This is a genomic window from Kitasatospora sp. NPDC094015, assembly GCF_040304075.1.
Lineage (GTDB): Bacteria > Actinomycetota > Actinomycetes > Streptomycetales > Streptomycetaceae > Kitasatospora.
In genome coordinates this window covers 182104-207458 of sequence record NZ_JBEOUL010000002.1, presented here as the reverse complement: position 1 = coordinate 207458, position 25355 = coordinate 182104, and the positions used below count along the sequence as shown (strand labels likewise).

22 protein-coding genes are annotated in these 25355 nt (G+C 74.0%); 14 read left to right on the top strand and 8 right to left on the bottom strand.

The annotated features are described in order from the left end of the window. The first annotated feature begins 3 nt into the window (after positions 1-3). The 3 genes from ABT014_RS03230 (at position 4) to ABT014_RS03220 (ending at position 3693) form a co-directional block, all read left to right on the top strand. Positions 4-1086, top strand: a complete 1083-nt coding sequence (locus tag ABT014_RS03230; protein ID WP_350636475.1) for a C40 family peptidase — start codon at positions 4-6, stop codon at positions 1084-1086. Positions 1087-1333: 247 nt separating this feature from the next. Further along, complete coding sequence (locus ABT014_RS03225) at positions 1334-2398, top strand: C40 family peptidase (protein WP_350636473.1); 1065 nt, start codon at positions 1334-1336, stop codon at positions 2396-2398. 20 nt (positions 2399-2418) lie between these two features. Beyond that, the gene (locus ABT014_RS03220) at positions 2419-3693 is read left to right on the top strand and encodes a hypothetical protein (RefSeq protein ID WP_350636471.1); all 1275 of its coding nucleotides are present in this window, start codon (positions 2419-2421) and stop codon (positions 3691-3693) included. Positions 3694-3727: 34 nt separating this feature from the next. Here ABT014_RS03220 and ABT014_RS03215 read toward each other — a convergent pair whose 3' ends face one another. Both ABT014_RS03215 and ABT014_RS03210 read right to left on the bottom strand, forming a co-directional pair. After that, a complete protein-coding gene (locus tag ABT014_RS03215; RefSeq protein WP_350636469.1) occupies positions 3728-4642 on the bottom strand; it encodes a carbohydrate kinase family protein in 915 nt (304 codons plus the stop codon). A gap of 157 nt (positions 4643-4799) precedes the next feature. Then, positions 4800-6191, bottom strand: coding sequence for a glycosyltransferase 87 family protein (locus ABT014_RS03210; protein WP_350636467.1), 1392 nt, complete (start codon positions 6189-6191; stop codon positions 4800-4802). A 247-nt stretch (positions 6192-6438) separates the two neighbouring features. Here ABT014_RS03210 and ABT014_RS03205 point away from each other — a divergent pair, with 247 nt between their 5' ends. Then, positions 6439-7575: a glycosyltransferase family 4 protein gene (locus tag ABT014_RS03205; protein ID WP_350636465.1), complete on the top strand. Its 1137-nt coding sequence runs from the start codon at positions 6439-6441 to the stop codon at positions 7573-7575. 82 nt (positions 7576-7657) lie between these two features. Here the strand turns inward: ABT014_RS03205 and ABT014_RS03200 are convergent, their stop codons facing one another. Beyond that, positions 7658-9451 carry an AMP-dependent synthetase/ligase gene (locus ABT014_RS03200; RefSeq protein WP_350636463.1) on the bottom strand — a complete coding sequence of 598 codons (1794 nt, stop codon included), beginning with the start codon at positions 9449-9451 and terminating at the stop codon, positions 7658-7660. Positions 9452-9738: 287 nt separating this feature from the next. Between ABT014_RS03200 and ABT014_RS03195 the strand changes: the two genes are divergently transcribed. The 5 genes from ABT014_RS03195 (at position 9739) to ABT014_RS03175 (ending at position 13897) form a co-directional block, all read left to right on the top strand. Next, entirely contained in the window at positions 9739-10173 is a 435-nt protein-coding gene (locus tag ABT014_RS03195) for an SRPBCC family protein (protein ID WP_350636461.1), read from the top strand. A gap of 67 nt (positions 10174-10240) precedes the next feature. Further along, on the top strand, positions 10241-11419 hold the full coding sequence (locus ABT014_RS03190) for an ArsA family ATPase (protein WP_350636459.1): 1179 nt from the start codon (positions 10241-10243) through the stop codon (positions 11417-11419). A gap of 99 nt (positions 11420-11518) precedes the next feature. Further along, positions 11519-11824, top strand: a complete 306-nt coding sequence (locus ABT014_RS34570) for a DUF5304 family protein (protein ID WP_502894824.1) — start codon at positions 11519-11521, stop codon at positions 11822-11824. A 193-nt stretch (positions 11825-12017) separates the two neighbouring features. Beyond that, complete coding sequence (locus tag ABT014_RS03180; protein WP_350636457.1) at positions 12018-12959, top strand: ROK family glucokinase; 942 nt, start codon at positions 12018-12020, stop codon at positions 12957-12959. A gap of 122 nt (positions 12960-13081) precedes the next feature. Beyond that, a complete protein-coding gene (locus ABT014_RS03175; protein ID WP_350636455.1) occupies positions 13082-13897 on the top strand; it encodes an endonuclease/exonuclease/phosphatase family protein in 816 nt (271 codons plus the stop codon). Here the strand turns inward: ABT014_RS03175 and ABT014_RS03170 are convergent. After that, a complete protein-coding gene (locus tag ABT014_RS03170; RefSeq protein ID WP_350636453.1) occupies positions 13852-14820 on the bottom strand; it encodes a DUF4352 domain-containing protein in 969 nt (322 codons plus the stop codon). The two genes, ABT014_RS03175 and ABT014_RS03170, sit on opposite strands and share 46 nt — an antisense overlap. Positions 14821-15041: 221 nt before the next feature. On the opposite strand from ABT014_RS03170, the gene ABT014_RS03165 reads away from it, so the two are divergent. Then, a complete protein-coding gene (locus ABT014_RS03165) occupies positions 15042-16208 on the top strand; it encodes a low temperature requirement protein A (RefSeq protein ID WP_350636451.1) in 1167 nt (388 codons plus the stop codon). Positions 16209-16239: 31 nt separating this feature from the next. Here ABT014_RS03165 and ABT014_RS03160 read toward each other — a convergent pair whose 3' ends face one another. Then, positions 16240-16827, bottom strand: a complete 588-nt coding sequence (locus tag ABT014_RS03160) for a hypothetical protein (RefSeq protein ID WP_350636449.1) — start codon at positions 16825-16827, stop codon at positions 16240-16242. A 10-nt stretch (positions 16828-16837) separates the two neighbouring features. Beyond that, a complete protein-coding gene (locus ABT014_RS03155) occupies positions 16838-17617 on the bottom strand; it encodes an alpha/beta hydrolase (RefSeq protein ID WP_350636447.1) in 780 nt (259 codons plus the stop codon). Between the two features lie 210 nt (positions 17618-17827). On the opposite strand from ABT014_RS03155, the gene ABT014_RS03150 reads away from it, so the two are divergent. The 3 genes from ABT014_RS03150 to ABT014_RS03140 all read left to right on the top strand — a co-directional run bounded on the left by ABT014_RS03150 (position 17828) and on the right by ABT014_RS03140 (position 20704). Further along, positions 17828-18694, top strand: a complete 867-nt coding sequence (locus ABT014_RS03150; protein ID WP_350636907.1) for a lysophospholipid acyltransferase family protein — start codon at positions 17828-17830, stop codon at positions 18692-18694. A 226-nt stretch (positions 18695-18920) separates the two neighbouring features. Then, positions 18921-20039 carry a MacS family sensor histidine kinase gene (macS, locus tag ABT014_RS03145; protein WP_350636905.1) on the top strand — a complete coding sequence of 373 codons (1119 nt, stop codon included), beginning with the start codon at positions 18921-18923 and terminating at the stop codon, positions 20037-20039. Further along, positions 20039-20704: a response regulator gene (locus ABT014_RS03140; RefSeq protein WP_350636445.1), complete on the top strand. Its 666-nt coding sequence runs from the start codon at positions 20039-20041 to the stop codon at positions 20702-20704. The genes macS and ABT014_RS03140 overlap by 1 nt, the downstream gene beginning before the upstream one ends. A gap of 24 nt (positions 20705-20728) precedes the next feature. Here ABT014_RS03140 and ABT014_RS03135 read toward each other — a convergent pair whose 3' ends face one another. Continuing rightward, positions 20729-21493: a hypothetical protein gene (locus ABT014_RS03135; protein WP_350636443.1), complete on the bottom strand. Its 765-nt coding sequence runs from the start codon at positions 21491-21493 to the stop codon at positions 20729-20731. A 186-nt stretch (positions 21494-21679) separates the two neighbouring features. After that, on the bottom strand, positions 21680-23671 hold the full coding sequence (locus ABT014_RS03130; protein WP_350636441.1) for an anthranilate synthase family protein: 1992 nt from the start codon (positions 23669-23671) through the stop codon (positions 21680-21682). Positions 23672-23876: 205 nt separating this feature from the next. Between ABT014_RS03130 and ABT014_RS03125 the strand changes: the two genes are divergently transcribed. Beyond that, the gene (locus ABT014_RS03125) at positions 23877-25328 is read left to right on the top strand and encodes a class II 3-deoxy-7-phosphoheptulonate synthase (protein ID WP_502894823.1); all 1452 of its coding nucleotides are present in this window, start codon (positions 23877-23879) and stop codon (positions 25326-25328) included. Positions 25329-25355 lie beyond the last annotated feature (27 nt).

Sequence of the window (25355 nt, the reverse complement as noted above, 5' to 3'; positions counted from 1 at the left end):
TTCGTGGCGTCCCATCGTCGTCCCAAGCCCGCCGGTCGGGCCCGTGTCTCGATCCTGACGGCCGCCGCGGCCACCGCGGTGGCGCTCTCCGCGCAGACCGGCGCGCACGCCGACCCGGCCCCCACCAAGGACCAGGTCAAGCAGCAGGTCGATGAGCTCAACGAGCAGGCCGAGGTCAAGACCGAGGCGTTCAACGCCGCCACCGAGCGCGAGCAGGACCTGCAGAAGCAGGTCGGGCAGCTCCAGGACCAGGTGGCCCGGCAGCAGGCGCAGGTCAGCGGCATCCAGGGCACCCTGGGCGAGCTCGCCGCGGAGCAGTACCGCACCGGCGGGATCCCGCAGACCGTGCAGCTGATGCTCTCCGCCAGCCCGGACTCCTTCCTCAACCAGGCCGGCGCGGCCAACCAGGTCGGCAGCTCGCAGGCCGACGTGCTGAAGTCGTTCAAGGACCAGCAGGCCAAGCTCGACCAGCAGAAGGTGGAGGCCGAGCAGAAGCTCGCCGAGCTGGACGCCACCACCAAGCGGCTGAAGGCCGACAAGGAAGAGATCCTCGGCAAGCTCGCCAAGGCGCAGAGCCTGCTCGACTCGCTCACCCAGAAGGAGCGGGACGACCTCGCCGCCGCCGAGGCGAAGTCCGCGGCCGAGGCGAAGGCCAAGGCGACCTCCGCCCCGGCGCCCGAGCGCGCCTCCCGCGACTCCGCCCGCGCCGACGTGCCGGTCAACGTGCCGGCCGGCTCGCACGCCGCCGCCGCGATCGCCGCGGCCACCTCCAAGCTCGGCTCGCCGTACTCGTACGGCGCGGCCGGCCCGAGCGCCTTCGACTGCTCCGGTCTGATGAAGTGGGCCTACGCCCAGGCGGGCGTGTCGCTGCCGCGCACCTCGCAGGACCAGGCCGGCGCCGGCACCAGCATCGGCACCAACGTGGCCAACGCCCAGCCGGGCGACCTGATCATCTACTACGGCGACCAGCACCACGTCGGGATGTACATCGGCAACGGCCAGATCATCCACGCGCCGCGCACCGGTGTCCCGGTGCGCTACGAGTCGGCGACCGCGATGCCGATCTCGAAGATCGTCCGCCCCTGACCCCGTGTCACGCCGTCCGCCGGCCCGGTGCTCCCACGAGCACCGGGCCGGCGTCGTCGTACCCGCCGACCTGCGGCGGGCCGGGGATTGGGCCAGCTGTCCGATTAGTGCTCAAATATTCGCTCCTGGAGGGGTTTGGACTGGATCGCCGCGACTCGCTAGGGTCTGCCCCCGGACCTCCGCGAGGACGGCCGACCCGGTCCGGGCGGCGGCGGTGGCCCGGTCGCAGGAACGGAGCCGCCGCAGCATGACCGTGCACCGCCGTCCCCAACTGCCAGGCGTGCGGCGGCTCGCCCGCGCACTCGCGGTCACGGCCGCCGCCACCACCGCCCTCGGTGTGACGGTCGCGGGCAGTGCCCATGCCCTCCCCGGCGCCCCGGTCGAGCCGACCGCCAAGAAGGACGTGAAGGCGCAGATCGACCAGCTCTACGACGAGGCCGAGCAGGCGTCCGAGAAGTACAACGCCGCCCAGGAGTACCAGAAGCGGCTGCAGCGCGAGACCACCCTGCTGCAGGGCCAGGTCGCGGCCGGCCAGGAGGACCTCAACCGGCTCCGCCAGGACCTCGGGTCGCTGGCGGCCGAGCAGTACCGCTCCGGCGGGATGGACCCGGGGGTGCGGCTGATGCTCGACTCCGACCCCGACGCCTACCTGGCCGGGGCCCGCGTGCTCGACCAGGCCGCGCAGCGGCAGAACGACGCGCTGCACCAGGTCCTGGACCGCCAGCGCCGGCTGGACCAGCGCCGCCAGGAGGTCGGCGCCAAGCTCACCGAGCTGGAGGACGTCCGGCGGACCCTCGCGGAGAGCAAGACCGAGATCCACCAGCGGCTGGTGAAGGCGCAGCACCTGCTGAACGGGCTGGGCACGGTCGAGCGGGCCCGGATGGCGGCCGACGACGCCCGGGAGGCCGAGCAGCGCGCGACCCGCGGCACGGACCGGCTCGACCTCGGCGACCAGCCGCCCTCCTCGGGCCGGGCGGCGGCCGCGCTGGCCGCCGCGATCAGCAAGATCGGATCACCGTACGTCTACGGATCGACCGGCCCCCGTACCTTCGACTGCTCCGGTCTGATGTACTGGGCGTGGCGGCAGGCCGGAGTGACCCTGCCCCGCACCTCGCAGGCGCAGGCCTCGGCGGGGCAGCGGATCAGCCTCGGAGAAGCACGGCCCGGAGACCTGGTGATCTTCTACAAGGACATGCACCACGTCGGCATGTACGCCGGCGGCGGCGTGGTCGTGCACGCCCCGTACCCGGGCGCCCGGGTCCGCTACGAGAGCGTCAACGCGATGCCCGTCGCCGGGGTGGTACGGGTCTGAGCGGCGAGCCGGAACAGCTGGTGACCGACCTGCCGCCGCAGCCGCCGGCAGGGCGGTCCCGGCTGTCCCGGCGGGCCGCGCTGCTGCTCGCGGCCGGCGGGCTGGCCCAGGCCTCGGTGCCGCTGCTGCGCCCGGCGGCGCGCCCGTCCGCGGTGCCCGAGGCGGCCCGGCCCGGGGTGCGGCCGGTGGTCGAGGGGCTGCTGGCCGAACGGGCGGCGGCGCTGCTGCGCCACGACCGGGCGGCGCTGGCCGCCGGAACGGCACCGGACGCGGCGCAGGCCCAGCTCGCGCTGCTCGACCGGCTGGCCGAGGTCCCGTTCGCGGAGCTCGGCTACCGGATCACCTCCTTCACCGAGCCGCCGCCGGAGGCGGACCGGATCGTCGTCGCCGCCGAGCTCGACCACCGGCTGACCGACCTGGACCAGTACCCCGCGGTGGTGTCCCGGCGACTGGCGTTCGTCCGGCTCCCGGAGGGCTGGCGGCTGGCCGAGGACGAGCCGTCCGGCGCCCCGGCACTCTGGGACCTCGGGCCGGTCCGCGCGGTGCGCGGGGCGCGCTGCCTGGTGCTCGGGCTCGCCGAGCAGACCGAGCTGGCCACCCTCGCCGCCCGGGCGGACCAGGCGGTGCCGGCCGTCGGGGCCGTCTGGGGGGACGCCTGGCCGGGCCGGCTGCTGCTCGAACTGCCCGGCTCGGAGAGCGAGTTCGCCCGCCTGCTGGATGTGCAGCCGGAGTCGTACCAGGGCATCGCCGCGGTCACCGTGGCGGTCTCCGGCGCCCCGGAGCACACCCCGGCCGACCGGATCCTGGTCAACCCGGAGGCGTACCGCGGGCTCAGCGAGCTGGGCCGCCGGGTGGTCGTCACGCACGAGGCCACCCATGTCGCCACCCGGGCCTACACCCGCGGCTGGACCCCGATGTGGCTCTCGGAGGGCGTCGCCGACCACACGGCGTACCTGGACACCGGGCGCAGCGCCCGGCAGATCGCCCCCGGGCTGGCGCAGGACGTGGCGGCCGGCCGGATCCCCCGGACGCTGCCCTCGGACGCCGACTTCACCGCGGGCGCCGCCCGGATCGGGCAGGCCTACGAGCTGTCCTGGCTGGCCTGCGGGGTGATCGCCCGGGAGTTCGGCGAGCGCAGCCTGGTCCGGTTCTACCAGGACGTCGGCGAGTCGGGACGGCCGGCGGCGGGGGAGAGCCCGGACGCGGTGCTGGACCGGCTGCTGCGCGGCCGGCTCGGGATCGGCGTGGCCGATTTCACCGCGCTGTGGACCGCCGAGGCCGCCCGGCTGGCCTGACCGCCGCTCCCCCCGCTCACCCCCGAAGGCCCGCTCACCCCCGGACGGCGGTCGCGCCCAGCGCGGCCCGCAGCCGGGCCGGGTCGATCAGCGCGGTGTGCGTGCCCGGCCGGGTGCAGGCGTACGCCCCGGCGGCGGCACCGGCCCGCATGCACTCCTCCACCGGGCGCCCGGCCAGCCGGCGGGCGAGGAACCCACTGACGAAGGCGTCCCCGGCGCCGTTGCTGTCCAGCACGGGCAGCCCGGGGTCGGTGGCCGGGAAGTGCCGGACCTCGTCGCCGTCCCGGGTCAGCAGGTAGCTGCCCCGGGCGCCGGCGGTGGCCACCACCAGCTCGGCCCGGCCCCCGGCCAGGATCGAGCGCATCACCTGCTTGTGCCGGCCCGCGCAGCCGGCGGTGGACAGGAACACCAGGTCGGCGCGGTGCGCGTAGGAGCGGTGGTGCTCCTCGACGCCGTCCCAGGCGTGCAGGTCGGTGGAGCAGCTCACCCCGAGGCGCCGGATGTCGGGGTCGAGGTCGCGGTTGACACCGGTGATCGACAGGTGGACGTGGCGCGAGCGCTCCAGGAAGGGCAGCCAGAAGGCGCGGGGGAGCCGGAGGTCGGCCGGGTGCCGGCCGTCGTAGAAGGACAGCCGCCGCCCCGCGCCGTCCACCAGGTTGACCCCGCGCGGGGTACCGGCGGGCGAGATCAGGTGGCCGAAGTCCAGGCCGTGGCGGCGGAAGGCGGCCAGCACCAGTTCGCCCTGCGGGTCGTCGCCGAGGAAGTCGAGGAACTTGGTCCGCAGGCCGAGCGTGTGGCAGCCGAGGGCGACGCCGCTGCCGGTGTGGCCGACGTGGTCGTGCACCGGCGGGACCTGCACCGAGTCCGCGTCCGGCAGCTCCAGCCGGTCGACCCGGACGATGGTGTCGACCCCGGCGCCGCCGACCACCAGGACGTCGTACTCGGACAAGGCGGCTCCCGGAGACCAGGTGGGCAGGACGGTGCCCGATGCTGCCAGGGGTGGCGCCGCTCCTGCAAGACCTTGCAGGAGCGGCGCCACCGCTCCTGCAAGACCTTGCAGCAAGTTTCCAACTGCCGTCGAGCGCCGGATCTCCCCGGCGGTCGGCTCAGGAGGCCGTGCTCCGCCCCACCGGCTGGTCCAGCCCGTCCAGCAGCGCCTGCTCGTACGCGATGCCCGGCCGGACGGGGTAGCCGACGGCGACCGGCTCGGCGGTGGCGGGCAGCACCACGGTGGTGACCGGCTCGATCCGGCGGGTGGAGCGCCACAGCCGGCGGCAGGAGATCAAGGTCGCCGCCAGCAGGGTCAGGTTGCGCGCGCTGATCACGATCACGCCGAGCAGCTGGCTCTTCTGCACCTGGCCGAAGAGCAGCGGGAACTCCAGGGTGGTCAGCACCGCGGCGACCAGGATCAGCACCGCCACCGGCTTCTGGCTGGTGCCCCGCACGGTCAGGCAGACCGCCGCCAGCCCGATCAGCCAGATCATGTACTGCGGGCTGATCACCCGGCTGGTCACGGTGAACACCAGCAGCGCCGCCAGCGCCGCGTCGAACGGCGTCGCCGCCTGCCAGCGGGCCGCCCGCAGCCGCCAGATCAGCAGCCAGCCGAAGCCGACCGCGGTGCCCGCCAGCGACAGCTTGGCGATCACCGGCACCCACGGGCCCAGCATCTCCTGGGCGCCGTAGTTCATGGTGACCTGGCCGTGCCAGGCGCCGAACAGCCGGGCGAAGTGCAGCGGCAGGGCGCCCAGCGACTCGATCTCGATCCCGCGCTCCTTCTGGAACTTCAGGAAGTCGAAGGCGCCGTTCATCCCGGCGGTCAGCAGGAAGCCGAGCGCGCCCGCGGTGGCGGCCGCGGCCGTCCAGGACCGCCTGGTCCGCCGGCCGCGCGGGGTGCCGGTCAGCGCCAGCACCGGCCAGACCTTGATCAGCGCGCCCAGCCCCAGCAGCAGCCCGCCGACCGCGGGCTTGCGCAGCACGACCAGCAGCCCGATCACGGTGATCGCGGTGACGATGATGTCGTACCGGCAGTAGACCGTCGGCCCGAGCAGCGGCACCCCGACCACCCACATCCAGGCGCCGGTGAAGCTGCGCCCCTTGCGCTGGCCGACCCGCATCAGCAGGCCCATGGTCAGCGCGTCGAACAGGCCGCAGAGCACGAAGAACGAGACCAGGTACGACCAGGGCAGCACCCCGGGCAGCATGATCACCAGGGCGGCGCCGGGCGGGTACTGCCAGGTCACGTCGTCCAGCGGGAAGGTGCCGGTGCGCAGCACCTCGAACCAGCCGTGGTAGATCACCGAGACGTCGGTGGAGACGTCGGCGCCGGAGAACCGGACGATGCCCAGCACCATCAGCACGATCAGCACCCGGGTGGCGAGCCAGCCCGCGCCGAGCCCCCAGAGCGCGCCGCCGGCCGGGCTGGGAGCCGACGGGGACAGCGCGGGGCGCTCGGTGTTGCCGACGCTGCGCTCGGCTCTGCCGGCCGGGGCCAACTCCACGACTCTCCTTCGTTCGTCACAGACGCGTCCGGCTCCCGGGCCGCGGCCGCGGTCGGAGGTCGGACGCCGTGGGCCGCGCACCCGCGGCGTGCCAACAGCTGCTCCCCCCGGGGCCCACCTGCTAGGACCCGCCCCGAGCCGAAACGGTTGCGCGGGCATGCTTCGTTCCCGACGCGCCGGGGTGTTGACCTATGGTACGGATCAGCGAGCGGTACACCGAGCACCCCCCGACCGAGCGAGCCGTGGCATGCACAAGACCCTGATCGTCACCAACGACTTCCCGCCCCGGCCCGGCGGCATCCAGGCCTTCGTCCACAATATGGCCGTCCGCCAGCCGGCGGGCAGCATTGTGGTCTACGCCTCGACCTGGCGGGACGGCAGCGAGGTGGCCCGGTTCGACGCGGAGCAGCCGTTCCCGGTGATCCGCGACCGGACCAGGATGATGGTGCCGACCCCGCGGGTGACCCGCCGGGCCGCCGAGATCCTGCGGGCCGAGGGCTGCAGCTCGGTCTGGTTCGGTGCGGCCGCGCCGCTCGGCCTGATGGCGCCCGCGCTGCGCCGGGCCGGCGCGGCGCGGCTGCTCGGGATGACCCACGGGCACGAGGCGGCCTGGGCCCAGCTGCCCGGCTCCCGGCAGCTGCTGCGCCGGATCGGCGCGGGCACCGACACCCTCACCTACCTCGGCGAGTACACCCGCTCCCGGATCGCCGCCGCGGTCGGCCCCGAGGCGGCCGGGCGGATGGTGCAGCTGCCGCCGGGGGTGGACGAGCAGACCTTCCGCCCGGACTCCGGCGGCGCCGCCGTGCGGGCCCGGCTCGGCCTCACCGACCGTCCGGTGGTGGTCTGCGTCTCGCGGCTGGTGCCGCGCAAGGGGCAGGACACCCTGGTCTCGGCGATGCCGCGGATCCTGGCCGAGGTGCCGGACGCGGTGCTGCTGATCGTCGGCGGCGGCCCCTACCGGGCCGACCTGGAGAAGCTGGTGGACGCCACCGGCGTGCGCGAGGCGGTCCGGTTCACCGGCGCGGTGCCCTGGGAGGAGCTGCCGGCCCACTACGGCGCGGGCGACGTGTTCGCGATGCCCTGCCGGACCAGGCGCGGCGGGCTGGACGTGGAGGGGCTCGGGATCGTCTACCTGGAGGCCTCGGCGACCGGGCTGCCGGTGGTGGCCGGGGACTCCGGTGGTGCGCCGGACGCCGTCCTGGAGGGGGAGACCGGCTACGTCGTGCCGGGCCGCTCCACCGAGATCACGGCCGAGCGGATCGTCCGGCTGCTCCAGGACGAGGAGCTGCGCCGGCGGATGGGCGAGGCCGGGCGCCGCTGGGTCGAGCGCTCCTGGCGCTGGGACCTGCTGGCCGGGCGGCTGACCTCGCTGCTGGCCGGCTGAGCCCGGCACCGGCCCGCGCCCCGACGCCGATGGCCCGCCCGCTCCCCTCGGAGCGGGCGGGCCATCGGGCGTCCGGCGGCGGTCAGCGCTGGTAGAGCGCCTCGATCTCGGCCGCGTAGTCCTTGAGCACCACGTTGCGCTTCAGCTTGAGCGAGGGCGTCAGGTGGCCGCTGTCCTCGGAGAAGACGGTGTCCAGCAGGCGGAACTTCTTGACCGCCTCGGCGTGCGAGACGGCCTGGTTGCCCTCGTCGACCGCCGCCTGGAGGGCGGCCAGCAGGTCCAGGTCCTCGCGCAGCTCGGCCAGCGTGGCCTCGGCCGGCTTGCCGTTGAGCTCCTTCCACTTCGGGAAGAACTCCGGGTCGACGGTGATCAGGCAGGCGATGAACGGCCTGCGGTCGCCGACCACCATCACCTCGCCGACCAGGGCGTGGGCGCGGATCCGGTCCTCGATCACTGCGGGGGCGACGTTCTTGCCGCCCGCCGTGACGATGATCTCCTTCTTCCGGCCGGTGATGGTCAGGTAGCCCTCGTCGTCCAGGGTGCCGATGTCACCGCTGGCGAACCAGCCGTCGCGCAGCACCTCGGCGCTGGCGTCGGGGTTGTTCCAGTAGCCGGTGAACACCTGCGGGCCCTTGAGCAGCACCTCGCCGTCCTCGGCGATCTTCACCGCGGAGCCGGGCACCGGCTGGCCGACGGTGCCGATCTTCGGCTTGTCGTGCGGGTTGAAGGCGATCGCCGCACAGGTCTCGGTCAGGCCGTAGCCCTCCAGGACGGTGAAGCCGATGCCGCGGTAGAAGTGGCCCAGGCGCTCGCCCAGCGGGGCGCCGCCGGAGATCGCGTGGGTGCAGCGGCCGCCCAGCGCGGCGCGCAGCTTGCTGTAGACCAGCTTGTCGAAGACCGCGTGCCGGATCCGCAGCCCGAGCGGGACCCGGCCGGCGTCCAGCGCGCGGCTGTACGCGATCGCGGTGTCGGTCGCCCGGTCGAAGATCTTGCCCTTGCCGTCCGCCTGGGCCTTGGCCCGCGCGGTGTTGTAGACCTTCTCGAAGACCCGCGGCACGCCCAGGATCAGGGTCGGCCGGAACGAGCCCAGCTCGGCCGTGACGTTCTTGATGTCGGAGACGTGCCCCAGCTTGATCGGGGTGATCGCGGCGGCGATCTCGGCGATCCGGCCGAGCACGTGGGCCAGCGGCAGGAACAGCAGCGTGGAGCTCTCACCGGTGCGGAACAGCGGCTCCAGGCGGGCGGTCACGTTGCCGAGCTCGGAGATGAAGTTCGCGTGCGTCAGCTGACAGCCCTTCGGGCGGCCGGTGGTGCCCGAGGTGTAGACGATGGTGGCGAGCGAGTCCTCGGTGGCGATCGAGCGGCGCTCGGTGACCGTGGCGTCGGTGACCTTCGCGCCGGCCTCGGCCAGCTGCGCCAGCGCCCCGGCCTCGATCTGCCAGGTGTGCGCCAGCTCCGGCAGCTCGGCCCGCAGTCCGGCCACCACGGCGGTGTGCGCGTCGGTCTCGGTGATCACGGCGACGGCGCCGGAGTCGCCGAGGATCCAGCGCACCTGCTCGGCGGAGGAGGTCTCGTAGACCGGCACGGTGACCGCGCCCGCGGACCAGATCGCGAAGTCCAGCAGGGTCCACTCGTACCGGGTGCGGGAGAGGACGCCGACCCGGTCGCCCGGCTCGATGCCGGCCGCGATCAGGCCCTTGGCCGCGGAGTGGACCTCGGCCAGGAACTGCACCGCGGTGACGTCCTGCCAGACTCCGTCCACCTTGCGCCCGAGGACGGCCACGTCCGGGTGCCGCTCGGCGTTCTGGTGGACGAGGTCGGAGAGGTTACCGCCGCTCGGTACCTGGTAGAGGGCCGGAAGGCTGAACTCGAGCAAGACTGCTCCTCGTCTGCGACGCTGCGGGACGGCAGGACGTTACTGCCCGGTAGGTCGATTCGACCAGGGGGGTTGGCTTCGGTGTTCCGATAGTCACACCCGTCACATCGGGTGACCCGGGCAGCTCTGTTCCCCTCCGCACCTTACGACAGCCCCCAGGTGACCGATCGGTAGCGGGTGCGCCCCGGGCCGCTGGTCACGGCGGTGCCAGGGGCGGCGGGCCGGGCGGCGGCCGGATCGCGATAGCCTGCCCTGGGCGCACAGCTGGAGAGACGCGGAGGGCCGTCATGGCGGAGCACACCAGGTCGAGCATCATCATCGACGCCACCCCGGCCGAGGTGATGGCCGTGATCGCGGACTTCGCCGCGTACCCGGCCTGGACCGGGGAGGTCAAGGAGATCGAGGTGCTGGCCACCGCCGAGGACGGCCGCGCCGCCGAGGTCCGGCTGCTGCTGGACGCCGGGGCGATCCGCGACGAGCACGTCCTCGCCTACACCTGGGACGGCGACCGCGAGGTCTCCTGGACGCTGGTGAAGAGTCAGATGCTCCGCGCCCTGGACGGGTCGTACGCGCTGGCCCCGCTGCGCAGCGGCTCCACCGAGGTGACCTACCAGCTGGCCGTGGACGTGAAGATCCCCATGCTCGGGATGATCAAGCGCAAGGCCGAGAAGGTCATCATCGACCGCGCGCTCGCCGGCCTGAAGAAGCGCGTCGAGGGCTGACGCCCGGCCCGCCCCGGGCCTTCCCGACCCCGACGCCTCCCCACCCGACGCCGAGCGGAGACACCCCGTGGCACCCCGCACGATCCTGGTCAGCGGCGCCGAAGGGGCGGCCGCCACCGTCGCCGCCGCCACCGCGCTGCACGCCGCCGGCACCGGCCGACGCACCCTGCTGCTGGCCGCCGACGACCCGCACCGCACCCTGGACACCCTGCTCGGCACCCGGATCGGCACCGATCCCACCCGCTGCGCCGACCATCTGACGGTGGCCCGGATCGACGAGCAGAGCGCCTTCCGCGACGCCCTCGGAGCGCTGGAGGGCCGGCTCGCCCCCGCCCTCGCGCTGATCGGCGCCGAGCCGCTCGACCCCGAGGAGCTGACCCCGCTCCCCGGCACCCGCCAGCTCGCCCTGCTGCGCCGGCTGCGCACCGTGGATGCCGAGGTGGTCGTGGTCGCGGCCCCGGCCCCGGCCGAGCTGATCGCCACCCTCGCCCTGCCCGAACAGCTGGAGCGTTACCTGGCCCGGCTGCTGCCCGAGCAGCGCCAGGCCGCCCGCGCGCTGCGCCCGCTGCTGGCCGCCGTGGCCGGCGTCCCGATGCCCGCCGAGTGGCTGTTCGAGGCCGGGGCCACCGCCCGGCAGGCGCTCGCCGAGGCCCGTGCGGTGCTCGCCTCGCCGCGGACCAGCGTCCGGCTGGTGGTCGACGCCGAGACCCACCGCCCCGAGGAGCTCCGCCGGATCCTGGCCGGACTCGCCCTGCACGGGCACCGGCCGGACGCCGTGGTCGCCCACCGGGCCCTGCCCGCCGGCGCCACCGACTCCCCGGACCCGTGGCTGGCCGAGCTCGCCGCCCGCGAGCGCGACCGCCTCGCCGAACTCGCCGCCGAGCTCGGCCCGCCGCTGCTGATCGGCCGCCGGCCCGACGTGACCCTGGAGCAGGTGGCCGCCCAGCTGTACGCGGCGGGGGAGCCCACCCCCGAGCCCGCCCCGGCGCCCCGGGTCGAGGACCGGCTGGCCGAGGACGGCCTGCTGCTCTGGCACCTGCCGCTGCCCGGCGCCGACCGCGGCGAGCTGGAGCTGGTCCGGCGCGGCGACGAGCTGGTGCTGGGGGTCGGCCCGTACCGGCGGATCCTGCTGCTGCCCTCGGCGCTGCGCCGCTGCGACGTGGGCGGGGCCGCGCTGGCCGACGGGGTGCTGTCGCTGCGGTTCGTGCCCGACCCCGCGCTCTGGCCGGCGGGTCCCCGCGGCTAGGAGCCGTGCCCGCCCGGGTCGGTCCGCACGCTCGGGCGACCCGGGGCGGGGGCCGGTTCCGGTAGCGTCGGGGGTTCACCGCGGCGAGAGGGACCAGTGATGGCGGAGCAGCAGGGCGACCGGACCGAGCGGCCGGAGGGCTCCGGCGAGCCGTTCGGTCCGGAGCTCGGGCCGCTGGTGGACGAGGTCCGCCGGTTCGCCGAGGCGGTCGGCGGCAAGGCCCTGGAGTTCGGGGTCCGGTTCCGGGAGAGCAACCCCGAGGTGTACGGACACCTGGCCGCCGCCGGTGGTGAGCTGCTCGCCGCGTACCGGGCGGCCGTGACCGGCCACGAACGCCGCTGGTCGGGGCCCGGACACGCCGACTCCGAGCGCATCGACGTCGACGAGCCGTCCGACAACTTCTGAAGCTGCAGCTCAGCCATGGTGACCGAAGGTCCTGCTCATGTCACTCTGAGGGGCGAACATTACGACTTTTGAAGGCGACTCGGGCATATTCTCGAAAATTGTCTTCGATTTATGTATGTCGCACTGTGTACGGGAGTACGGGTCAGCGGGTAGCGTTTCGCTCAGCGGGAACGAGTGAATAGCTGAGGGACACATGGCTCTGACCATCGGCGTCGATGTCGGCGGGACCAAGATCGCGGCCGGTGTGGTCGACGAGACCGGCGAGATCCTGGCCAGGACGCGGGTACCCACCCCGGCCGACCCCCAGTGGGCGGTCGACGCGATCGCGCAGGCCGTCCGCGAGCTCAAGGAGCAGTACCCGGGCGTGGCCGGTGTGGGCGTGGGCGCCCCCGGCTTCGTCGACCGGGACCGTTCCACGGTGATCTTCGCGCCCAACATCGACTGGGAGAACGAGCCGCTCAAGGCCCGGATCGAGGAGCTCACCGGCCTTCCCACCGTGGTCGAGAACGACGCCAACTGCGCCGCCTGGGCCGAGTTCCGGTTCGGTGCCGCGGCCGCCCACGAGGACATGGTGCTGATCACCGTCGGCACCGGCATCGGCGGCGGCATCGTGCTCGACGGCCGGCTGCACCGCGGCCGGTTCGGCGTCGCGGGCGAGATCGGCCACCTCAACATGGTTCCTGACGGCCTGCTCTGCGGCTGCGGCGGCCACGGCTGCTGGGAGCAGTACGGCTCCGGCCGCGCGCTGCGCCGCTACGGCCGGGAGAAGGCCGCCGCCGACCCGATCGCCGGCAAGCGGATGCTGGAGCTCAACGACGGCGTCGCCGAGACCATCCGCGGCATCCACATCACCGAGGCGGCCGAGGACGGCGACCCGCTCGCCCTGGAGTGCTACGCGGAGCTCGCCGACTGGCTCGGCCGCGGCATGGCCGACCTCGCCGCGCTCTTCGACCCCGGGGTGTTCGTGCTCGGCGGTGGCGTCTCCGACTCCGGCCGGCTGCTGCTGGAGCCGGTCGCGGCCGCCTTCGGCCGGTACCTGACCGGTGGTGTCCACCGGCCGCGCGCCGACGTGGTGCTCGCCTCGATGGGCTCCGCCGCCGGCATCGCCGGCGCCGCGGACCTCGCCCGGACCTGACTCCGCGCCGCCCGCCGCCGGCCCCGGAAACCGCATCGGGGCCGGCGGTCCGGCTGCCCCGATGCGCCCGATCCGCGTGCTGATCCTGCGTCACGTACCCGGCAGGGCCTAGCATCGGCTGCGTGACGTCAGCGACCGAGCCGCCCGAGCTGCCCGAACTGCCCACCTCCGGCGCCGAGCCCGACGGGGCCCAGCGGGTCCGGGTGCTCAGCTACAACATCCGTTCGCTGCGCGACGACCGCGAGGCGGTGGCCCGGGTGATCCGGGCCTGCGCGCCCGACCTGGTGTGCATCCAGGAGTCCCCGCGCTACTGGAAGCCGGTCAAGCAGGCCGCCCGGCTCGCGCACCGGACCGGCTTGATCATCCTCGCGGGCGGCGGCCGGATCGCCGCCGGCCCGCTGGTGCTCGGCCGGCTGCGGGTCGACGTGCTGGGCACCAGGGACCGGCTGCTGCCCAAGTCCCGCGGCCTGCACGCCCGCGGCTTCGCCACCGCGCTGGTCCGGATCGGCCACTCGGTGCCGTTCTCGGTCACCAGCTGCCACCTCAGCCTCGACGCGGACGAGCGCCGCCGCCAGTTCGCCCTGCTGCCGGGCCAGTTGGACCCGGGCGAGGCGGGCGTGATCGCCGGTGACCTCAACGAGCACCCGGACGGCCCGGGTTGGCGCTCGCTGGCCGAGCGCTTCCAGGACGCCCACGTCACCGCGCCCTGGGGCGGCACCTTCACCTCCGTACCGGAGAAGCCGTACCAGCGGATCGACGCGGTCTTCGCCACCCCTGGGGTGTCCGTGCTGGCCTGCGGGGTCCCGCACGGGCTGCCGGGGCTGGACCCGGCCGACCTACGGGCCGCCACCGACCACCTGCCGGTGCTGGCGGTGCTGCGGGTACCGGCCGATCAGCGGATCGAGGCGCCGGTGATCACGCCGTCCACCACCGTGTAGCTGCCCGCGAAGTGGCGGTGGCTGCCGTCGCGTTGGACCGCGTCCAGGGTGACCTCGACGGTGTTGCCGTGGACCCCGGTGACGGTGAGCGTGTCGGCGGCGGTGTCGGCGAATCCGGCGCTGAACGCCGCCAGGCTGGGGCTGAGGTTGCGCCCGCCGAGGGCCCAGGCGCGGGCGTAGTCATGGGCGTTGATGGCGGCGTAGTAGTCGCGCACCACCTGCGCCGGGTCCGCGGCCGTCACGGTGGCGGTGGTGGTCGCCGTGGCGGTCGGTGCCGTGGTGACGGTCGAACCGGCGGGCGCCGACGGGGTGGTGGGGACGGCCGGGGTCGTGGCCGGCCCCCCGGTGACCGTCCACTGGCCGGTCTGCGCGGCGAGGCCGGACTCCAGGGTGAACTGGACCTTGGCGGGGGTCGATCCCACCGGCAGGTCGAAGCTGATGACCCCGAGCGCGCTCTCGCCCCGGGCGATCCGCAGCGGGGTCGCGAAGGGCGGGCCGGCGGTGGTCGGAGCGATCGTGGCGTTGAAGCTCTGCCCCTGGGAGTCGATCAGGGTGGCCCCGTTCGAGGGGGCGTCGGCGTAGTCGGCGGTGCCGGTGTTCTGCAGCCGGAACTGGACGGCCACCAGGCGGTGGCCGGGGCTGGGGGCGACGACCTCCGAGGTCGGCCGGGCCGGGTCGACGACCTGGGTCGCCGTCACCGTCATCCGCTCGCCCGCGTCGAAGCCGGTGAGTTCCAGGGAGTCGCCGATCACGGCCCGCTGGGATGAGCTCCGGGCGGCCGAACTCCCGGCGGCCGGGGTGCTCGTGGCGGGGGTGCTCGTGACCGGGGCGGTGGTGACCTGCGGGGATCCGCAGCCGACCAGGAGGCCCAGAGCGAGGGCGGCGCAGGCCACGGCGGCACGGGCACGGTGAGCGGCACGCACGGTCCACCCCCTCCTCGATCGGCGGAGTGTTCCCGTCCAGCACTCTCCAGGGTAGGTCCGGGCGGCGAACTCCCGCCTGCCGGGCGCGGCCTGGGCCCGTCCACGGCCACGCCACGGGCGCCCGGGACGGCCTTTGGGACGGCCCCCGGGGGCCGGTCGGGCGCCGGATCCGCCCGGCGAGCCGCTGGCCAAGGACCCCGGGGGCCGCGCAGAGTATGGGCGTGAGCGAGACGACGACGGCGGCGGACCCGGAGGACCACCGGGCGGGCTGGTTCGAGCTGTTCTTCGACCTGGTCTTCGTGGTGACGGTCAGCGTGCTGGCCCGCGCCCTGCACGGCGACCCGGACGCGGCGGACTTCGGCACCTTCGTGGTGCTGTTCTTCCCGGCCTGGTGGGCCTGGGCCAACCTGATGGTGACCGTCAACGTCTTCGGTTCGGCCCGGCCGGGCGTGCAGGCGATGCTGCTGTGCGCGATGCCGGGGCTCGGGCTGATGGCCGCCGCCGCGCCCGAGGGGCTGGGCGACCGGGCCTGGGCGTACGCGCTGGGCGCCGCCTGGGTGCGGCTGGTGTTCTTCGTGATCTGGTACGACCGGGCCCGGCGCGGTGACGACCCGGTGCCGCTCTGGCGCCCGCTTGCCTACGGGCTGCTCCCCGCGCTGCTCTGGGCGGTGTCGGCGGCGCTGCCGGGCAGCGGGCGGTTCGTGCTCTGGGGGGTGGCGATCGCGCTGGAGGTGGTCCTGCTGGCGGTCCGGACCGGGCTGACCGATGAGTTCTACGGCCGGTTGTCCACCGAGCACCTGGTGGAGCGGATCAGCCTGTTCGTGGTGATCGTGCTCGGCGAGAGCGTGTTCACGGTGGTGGCCACGCTGGCCGACCACTTCACCACGGCCTCGGCCGGCGCCGCGCTGGCCGGTTTCGTGGTGGTCGCCGAGCTGGCCATGGTCTTCTTCGCCTGGGGCACCACCAGCGCCGCCCGCGGCCTGGACCGGGCCCAGGCCGGCGGTTCGACCAGGGCGATCCGGGACACCGTGATGTACCTGCCGTTCGTCCTGGTCGCCGGGATCACCGTGATCGCGGCCGCGCTCGGCACCGCGGTCGCCGAGCCCGACCACCACCTGCCGTCCGGGTCCTGCTGGGCGCTGTGCGGGGGCGTGCTCGCGTTCTACACCGCCAACGCCGCCATCGCGCTGCGCTACGGCGACGGTGGCCGGGTGGTGCTGCGCTGGTACGCGCCCTGCCTGGTGCTCACCCTCGGCGTCCTGCTGCCCGCCGCGCTGCTCCTGCCGGCCTGGGCGGCGGTGACCTGTGCGGCGGGGGTGGTGTTCCTGCTCGCCAAGATCTCCCGCCGCCGCCTGCGGGTCCGCGGCCTGCTCGGTGCTGCCGGCTGAGCCCGCGGCCCGGGCCCGAGGGGACGGCCGCTCAGACCACCGCGCCGCCGGTCGGGTCCTCCGGTTCGTCGTCGTCGCCGGCCTTCATCCGCGCCACCAGGGTCACGAAGCCGCCGAGGAAGGCGCTCACCCCGACCCAGGCCGGCCAGCCGGAGACCTCTCGCCAGACCAGCGCGTCGAACAGCAGCAGGGCCGGGCCGCCCAGCACCGCGAGCCAGGCGAACTTGGCGGTGGTGTCGGCCGGGGGCAGCGGCGGCGGCTCCGGCGGTACGAAGTGGCCCTCGTCCGGGTCCTCCGCCGCCACGTAGTCGCGGGGCCCGCCCTCGCCCCGGCGGGGGCGGGGCTGCGGCGCCAGCTCGTGCAGGACGGGGTCGGCCGGCCGCTCGGTGGCCGCGCGCAGGTTCTCGATCTCCGGCCACTCCGGGTCGGTGAGGTCCACCGGGTCGTCGAACTGGGCGACCAGGGCGGCGAAGATCGCGTCCTGCTCGGCCTGGCTGCCGGCGGCGGGACGGCGCGGTGCGGCGCCGGCCGGCTCGGCCGTGTCCTGGTCGGCGGGCTCGCTCTCGGCGCCGCCCCGGGGCAGCTCCTCGTCGCCGCCCGCCTTGTTGGTCTCGTGCACTGCCGGCCCTTCAGCCCGAGTGGTTGTCGGCTTCGACTGTCGCCACCGGTGCCAGCCGACGGATGAAGTCGAGGCTCGCCTCGAAGATCAGCCCGGCGTCGTGGTCCAGTGTTGCCACGTGGTAGCTGCGTTCAAGTAGCAGCTCGGTCACATCGGTCGAGGATATCCGGGCGAGTACCAGTTCCGAGTTGGCCGGCGAGACCACGTGGTCCTGCGGGCTGTGCAGCAACAGGACGGGCTGCTCTATTTCCGGCAGCACCGATTGGACGTCCTTCCACAGCCGGGACAGCGACCAGGCCGCGTGCAGCGGCGTCCGGTCGTAGGCCAGCTCGGTGGAGCCCTCCAGCGCGATGTCGTTGGCGACCCCGGGCAGGCTCGGCACCAGGTGGCGCAGCGCCGGCAACAGCACACTCGCGGGGTTGTCCGAGCGGACGGACGGGTTGACGAGCACCAGTCCGGAGATCGCCGAGCGGTGCCGGGAGGCCAGCCGCAGCGCCAGCGAACCGCCCATCGACAGCGCGCAGACGAAGACCTGCTCGCACTCGGCCAGCAGGGTCCGCAACTCCCGGTCGACCTCGGCGTACCAGTCCTCCCAGCGGGTGAGCTGCATGTCCTGCCAGCGGGTGCCGTGGCCGGGGAGCAGCGGCAGCGAGACGGTCAGCCCGGCCGCGGCCAGGTGGTCGGCCCACGGGCGCAGCGACTGCGGCGAGCCGGTGAATCCGTGCACCAGCAGCACGCCGACCGGGCCGCCCTGATGGCGGAATGGTTCGGCACCGGGCAGTGGCGGCATCTACGGGCTCCTCGGCGGGGCGGGGACGGGGTCGGCCGATCGTCCCACGACCGGCGCGGCCCGTACAGGGCGTGCCCCGGCCGGGGAGCCGGGGCCCGGGCGGGCGCCGGGCGGGGAAACGGGACGGCCCCGCCGGTACTGAGCCCGCTGCCGTGGGCATTAGGATCGACCGGTCCGCATAACAGGAGGCCCGGGTTGTTCTACCGACTGATGAAGATGATCGTCGCACCGCTGCTGCGGATCTTCTTCCGGCCCTGGATGGAGGGCGAGGAGAACATCCCCGACGAGGGGCCGGCGATCCTCGCCAGCAACCACCTGTCCTTCTCCGACTCCTTCTTCCTGCCCGCGCTGCTCAAGCGCCGGGTCACCTTCATCGCGAAGGCGGAGTACTTCACCACCCCCGGCCTCAAGGGCCGGCTCACCGCCGCCTTCTTCAAGGGCGTCGGCCAGCTGCCGGTCGACCGCTCGGGTGCCCGTGGCGCCGGCGAGGCGGCGATCCGCAGCGGCATCGCGGTGATCGAGCGCGGCGAGGTCTTCGGCGTCTACCCCGAGGGCACCCGCTCGCCCGACGGCAAGCTGTACCGCGGCAAGGTCGGCGGCCTGGCCCGGGTGGCGCTGGCCACCGGCGCCCCGGTGATCCCGGTCGCGATGATCAACACCGAGAAGGTGCAGCCCCCCGGCCAGGTGGTGCCCAACTTCGGCATCCGCCCCGGCATCCGGATCGGCCGCCCGCTGGACTTCTCCCGCTACCAGGGCATGGAGAACGACCGCTTCATCCTCCGTTCGGTGACGGACGAGGTGATGTACGAGATCATGCGGCTCTCCGGCCAGGAGTACGTCGACATCTACGCCACGGCGGCCAAGCGGCAGCTCACCGAGGACAAGAAGCGCGCCGACGCGGAGCGCAAGGCCGTCCAGAAGGCCGAGGCGGCCGAGCAGAAGGCGGCCCAGAAGGCGGAGAAGGAAGCCGAGAAGGAGGCCGAGCGGGCCGCCGCCGAGGCCGCTGCCGCCGCCGGTACCGAGGCCGAGACCGCTGCCACCGAGACGGCGAAGCAGGACGAGGCCGGGGAGAAGTAGCCCCGGGCGGGGCGAGGGGGAGCGGATGGCGGAGCACGGCTCCGGCGGCCCGGCCACGGCCGGGACCGGCCCGGCAGCGGACCTGGCGACGGCCGGTGGCACCACCGCCGGGCCCACCGGCACGGGCCTCGCCGGGTCGGACCGCGGCGGCCCGGACCGCGGCGGCCCCGTCGAGGTCGCCCGCGCCCTGAGCGCCCCGCTGCGCGGCAGCCTCGCGGCCGGCGGCATGTCGGTCGAACTGCCGCTCTGGCGGGCCATCTCCTACTTCCGGATGCTGGCCCTCGCCTACGCGGTGGTCCGGTACTTCGACTCCTACCTCGACTTCCGCCACCCGGTCTCCGGCTGGATCTACCTCGGCGCGCTCACCCTGTGGACGCTCGCCTCCACCCGGGCCTTCGCCAACCCGCTGCGCTGCACCTGGGCGGTGCTCGGCTTCGACCTCACGATGGCGCTGACCGGCGTCGTGATGAGCGGCTTCATCGACACCCCGGCCCGGATCCACGCGGGCGCCCTCACCCTGCCCACCATCTGGGCCTGCGGCACCGTACTGGGCTTCGCCTGCAAGGGCGGCTGGAAGGCGGCCGCGTTCGCCGCCACCCTGATCGGGATCGCCAACATCGGCGGCCACGGCGGTATCAGCCCCGACAACCTGCACAACATCGTGCTGCTGCTGATGGCCGGTTGCGCGATCGGCTACGTGATCGAACTCGCCCGCGCCAGCGAGGCGGTGCTCACCCGCGCGCTCCAGGTCGAGGCCGCCACCCGGGAACGCGAGCGGCTCTCCCGGGACATCCACGACGGCGTCCTCCAGGTGCTCGCCATGGTGCAGCGGCAGGGCGCGGCCGCCGGCGGCCCCGGCGACCTCGGCGACCTGGGCCGGCTGGCCGGGAAGCAGGAGCGGGCGCTGCGCACCCTGATGACGGGTGCTCCGGTGCCGGCGCAGGCCGCCGCGGCGCAGGACCTGCGGCAGCTGCTCGCCCCGTACGCGGACGAGCGGATCACCGTCTCGGCGCCGGCCACCCCGGTCCTGCTGGCCGGCGCGGTGGCGACCGAGCTGGCGGCCGCGGTCGGCGCAGCCGTCGACAACGTCCGCAAGCACGCCGGGCCGGCCGCCCGGGCCTGGATCCTGATCGAGGACGAGCCGGAGGCCGTCACCGTCTCGGTCCGCGACGACGGCCCGGGTTTCGAGGCCGGCCGGCTCGGTGAGGCGGAGCGGGCCGGACGGCTCGGCGTCTCGCAATCGATCCGCGGCCGGCTGCTCGACCTGGGCGGCAGCGCGGAGCTGTACGCGGTGCCCGGGGAGGGCGTCGAGGTGGAACTCCGGGTTCCCAGGGAGGGGTTGTGATGACCGAGCAGGTCCGGGTGATGGTGGTCGACGACCACCCGATGTGGCGGGACGCGGTCTCACGCGACCTCGCCGAGGCGGGCTTCCAGGTGGTCGCCACCGCCGGCGACGGTGAGGAGGCGCTGCGCCGGGCGCGGGCGGCCGGGCCGCAGGTCCTGGTGCTCGACCTCAACCTGCCGAGCCTGCCCGGTGCGGAGGTGTGCCGCCAACTGGTGCAGCACGACCCGACCTTGCGGGTCCTGGTGCTCTCCGCCAGCGGCGAGCACGCGGACGTGCTGGAGGCGGTCAAGTCCGGCGCCACCGGCTACCTGCTGAAGTCGGCCGGGCGCGAGGAGCTGATCGAGGCGGTCCGGCGCACGGCAGCCGGCGACCCGGTCTTCACCCCGGGCCTGGCGGGCCTGGTGCTCGGAGAGTTCCGCCGGCTGGCCACCGAACCCGCGGCCCCGGCCGCACCGGTCGCCCCGCAGCTGACCGCCCGGGAGACCGAGGTCCTGCGGCTGGTGGCCAAGGGGCTGTCGTACCGCCAGATCGCCGAACGGCTGGTGCTCTCGCACCGGACCGTCCAGAACCACGTCCAGAACACCCTCGGCAAGCTCCAGCTCCACAACCGGGTCGAACTGGTCCGCTACGCCATCGAACAGGGCCTGGACGACGACCTGCGCTGAGCCCGACGGGCCACGGGCGGGTCGTCAGAAGTGGAACCGCATCCGAACCACGAGACAGTCCGGCGCGAGGTTGTCCAAGTGGTCGTCGGCGAATCGGTGGTAGTCGCCCGTGCGGCCGAGCTTGCTTCCCCAGTGGTCGGAGGTGCCGTCGATCCAGTGGCCGTCCAGGGTCAGCAGGTAGTTCGTCGGAACCACCCTCGACGTCTCACGCTGGACGAACTCCTCCGGGCTGCCGCGGAAATGGCCGAGCGGATCGGTCATCCGCGGGAAGAGCCCGCACGCCTCGCCGGGGGCGTCGGCAGCGTTGATCAGTGGCTGTGCGAGGAAGTCCTCGCGTGCCCGAGCGACGGGGTAGGCCGTGAGGTCACGGCGGGCGCGCTCGATGAAGTCCTCGAAAGGGACCGCGGGAGGGTAACCGGCCGAGAAGAGGTCCCACGCCCGGCGACGTTCCGCAGCGCGTTCGGCCACCGGCGCCCGGGCGGCGTCGAAGTCGAGCAGGCCCCGGGGCCCGCCGTCCCAGCGCAGCGGCGTCCGTTCGCGGATGGTGCCGGTGGGCATGGACGGCTCGAAGATCAGCCGGGGGTCCGCCTCGTGCTCCGGGGTGACCCGGAAACCGTCGCCGTCGTACCCGCCGTAGACGTGCCACCAGTCCCATTTGCCTTGCCAGGCGGGCCCACCCGGCTGCTCGTCGAAGTTGTAGTCGAAGGGGGCCATGGCAGCGTCCAGCGCTGCCATCACCTCGCCCGGCGGGGTCGGGGGAAGGACGACGGTCAGGAGATCACGTGCCATGGTGTGCGCCTCGGGGATCGAACGGTCCGGGCCGCACGGGGCGGCCTGCCGATCCTACTGATCACCAGGTCAGGTGCTGCAGGTCAGGGCCAGGTGAACACCCTCCCGCGCCCCGAGGTCCTCCAGCACCACGAGCCGCCTCCGGATGCTCGGCCGACCTTGCCCCAGGGTACGGCTGACGTCCGCTCAGCCTCCCACCGGGCTGGTCGCCCCCTGGAGGAGGCCGGCGACGATGTCGACGCCCTCGCGGGTGAGGACGGACTCCGGGTGGAACTGGAGGGTGGCGAAGCCCGGGCCGCGCAGGGCGTGGACGTCGCCGGTCAGCGGGTCGCGGGCGACCTCGATGCCGTCCAGGGCGAGCCGGGCCGCGTCGGCGTCGCCGCAGCGGGCGGTGAAGGTGTTGTAGAACCCCACGGTGCGGCGCACGCCGAACAGGTCGATGCTCTCCTGGGCGCCCTGGTACGGGATGTGCTTGCGCGTCAGCGGCAGACCGAGCCGGTGGGCGGTCAGCTGGTGGCTGAGGCAGACCGCGAGCAGCGGCGCGGTGCGGGTGCCGGAGCGGGCGGCCGCCAGGGCGTCGGCGGTGACCGCGCGCAGCAGCGCCATCTTGGGGTCGGCCGCATCGGCCGGATCGCCGGGGCCGGGGCCGAGCACCAGCGGACCGCGGTGCGCCGCCGCCGTCTCCCGCAGCCCCCGGGCGTCGTAGCGCAGCACCTCGACCCGGTGGCCGAGCGAGCGGAGCAGGTGGGCGAGCATCGAGGTGAAGGTGTCCTCGCCGTCCACCACCAGGGTGTCCTGACCGGGCACCGGGGTGACGGGCTGTTGCATCCGCAGCCAGAACGGGGCCAGCCCGCCCCGGCGCGCGTCCAGCGCGGCCTGCACCCGGTGGTCGTCGGCCAGCCGCCGGGCGCCGCCGCCGGCCGCGCCGCCACCGCCGTCCACCGCGCCCCCACCCGCACCGCCCGAGCCGCCGGCCCGGGCCGGCCCCGGCCGGGCGCCGATCGCGGCGAGCACGCCGGCCGCCTTGGCGTGCGTCTCGGCGACCTCGGAGTACGGGTCGGAGTGCCGGACCAGCGTGGCGCCGACCCGGACCACCAGGGCGCCGGTGGCGGGGTCGATGTCGGCCGCCCGGATGCAGATCGGCGAGTCCAGCTGCTGCCCGCCGCTGGCGCCGCGGCCGATCAGGGCCAGCGCGCCGGAGTAGTAGCCGCGCCCGCCGCGCTCGTACCGCTTGATCACGCGGGTGGCGTTCTGTACCGGGCTGCCGGTGACGGTGGCGGCGAACATGGTCTCCTTCAGCACCTCCCGGACGTCCAGCGAGGTGCGCCCGCGCAGCTCGTACTCGGTGTGCGCGAGGTGGGCCATCTCCTTGAGCCGGGGGCCGAGCACCTGGCCGCCGAGGTCGCCGACGGTGCACATCATCTTCAGCTCCTCGTCGACCACCATGGTGAGCTCCTCCAGCTCCTTGGGGTCGTGCAGGAAGTCGAGCAGCGAGTCGATGTCGGAGCCGGCGGCCGGGTAGCGGTAGGTGCCGGAGATCGGGTTCATCACCACCGTGCCGCCGGACTGCCGGACGTGGACCTCGGGGGAGGCGCCGACCAGCACCCGGTCGCCGGTGTGCACCAGGAAGGTCCAGTACGCGCCCTGCTCCTGCGCCAGCAGCCGGCGGAACAGGGCGAGCGCGGTGCCCGTCCCGAAGTCCTCCAGCGTCGCGTCGAAGTCGCGCCGGATGACGAAGTTGGCGCCCTCGCCGTTGCCGATCTCGTCCCGGATCACCCGGCGGACGATCCCGGCGTACTCCTCGTCGTCGATGTCGAAGGCGCCGCCGCGCAGCCGGACCGCCTCGTCGGGCAGCGCCGCGACCAGCTCGGCCAGGCCGAAGGCGTACTGCTCCTCGACCAGCAGCGCCTGCAGCGGGGCGCCGTCGTCGTGCGCCTCGAAGCCGCGTTCGCGGATCTGCCGGTACGGGACCAGGGCGAGCAGGTCGTGGCGCGGCCCGTCGGCCGGGATCCCGGCCCGGACCGGCAGGTCGGCCAGCTCCTGGTAGCGGCCGACGGTGCCGAGCAGCACCTCGACGGTGTCCGGGGCGAGCCGGGGGGTGCGGCGGTGCAGCAGGGCGAAGGCGGGCGCGCCGGGGGCGGTGAGACGGGCGAGCAGGGCGGCGGGACTGGTGGTCACGGTGCGGCTTCCTTCCGGGAAGGTGGGCGGGGAGCTGTGCTCCGGTCCGCTGTCCGGGAGGGCCGTCAGAGCCTCGATACGCCGACGGCCGCCCCGAGGGGCGGCCGTCGTTCGTCTCAGGGACGCGCGATTCGTGGACCACCCGACGGGTTGGTCCACCACCAGCTGAGGGTGTGCGGCGCGTTCATGGGGACGAGCGTAACCGATGGCCCGGGCGTGTGAAACGGATCACCGAAATGTCCACCGGGTGTCTCATCCAGCGGGCGGCGGTCACAATCCGCTTGTCGCACCCCGTAGCCTTGATCCTGTGACCGTGACGACTGAGACATCGAGGACTGGCCACTCCTGGCAGTCCCTGCCCGCGGCGCAGCAGCCTGAATGGCCGGACCAAGAGGCGCTGCGCAAGACCCTTGCGGACCTCGCCTCCTATCCGCCGCTCGTCTTCGCCGGCGAGTGCGACCAGCTGCGCGCCCGGCTCGGTGCCGTCGCGCGGGGCGAGGCGTTCCTGCTCCAGGGCGGTGACTGCGCCGAGGCCTTCGACGGGGTCTCGGCCGAGCAGATCCGCAACAAGCTGAAGACGCTGCTGCAGATGGCCGCCGTGCTCACGTACGCGGCCTCGGTGCCGGTGGTGAAGGTCGGCCGGATCGCCGGGCAGTACTCCAAGCCCCGCTCCAAGTCGACCGAGACCCGCGACGGGGTGACCCTGCCGGTCTACCGCGGCGACTCGGTGAACGGCTTCGAGTTCACCCCCGAGTCCCGGATCCCGGACCCGGACCGGCTGAAGCGGATGTACAACGCCTCCGCCGCCACCCTGAACCTGGTCCGCGCGTTCACCACCGGTGGCTACGCGGACCTGCGCCAGGTGCACGCCTGGAACCAGGACTTCGTGCGCAACTCGCCGGCCGGCCAGCGGTACGAGAAGCTGGCCCGCGAGATCGACAACGCGCTGGCCTTCATGAACGCCTGCGGGGTCGCTCCCGAGGAGTTCAAGACGGTCGAGTTCTTCTCCTCGCACGAGGCGCTGATCCTGGACTACGAGACCGCCCTCACCCGGACGGACTCGCGGACCGGCCACCTGTACGACGTCTCCGGCCACATGGTCTGGATCGGCGAGCGGACCAGGCAGCTGGACCACGCGCACATCGAGTTCGCCTCGAAGATCCGCAACCCGATCGGGGTCAAGCTCGGCCCGACCACCTCGGTCGACGAGGCGCTCACCCTGATCGACCGGCTCGACCCGGACCGCGAGCCCGGCCGGCTGACCTTCATCACCCGGATGGGTGCGGGCAAGGTCCGCGAGCACCTGCCCAACCTGGTCGAGAAGGTCACCGCCTCCGGCGCCCAGGTGGTGTGGATCTGCGACCCGATGCACGGCAACACCTACGAGGCCGAGACCGGCCACAAGACCCGCCGCTTCGACGACGTGCTCGACGAGGTCAAGGGCTTCTTCGAGGTGCACCGCGCGCTCGGCACCCACCCGGGCGGCATCCACGTCGAGCTGACCGGTGACGACGTCACCGAGTGCGTCGGCGGCGGCGACGAGGTGTTCGAGGACGACCTGCACCAGCGCTACGAGACGGCCTGCGACCCGCGGCTCAACCGCAGCCAGTCGCTGGACCTGGCCTTCCTGGTGGCGGAGATGTACCGCGGCCACTGAGGCCCGGCGGCGGGTGCCCGACGGTGC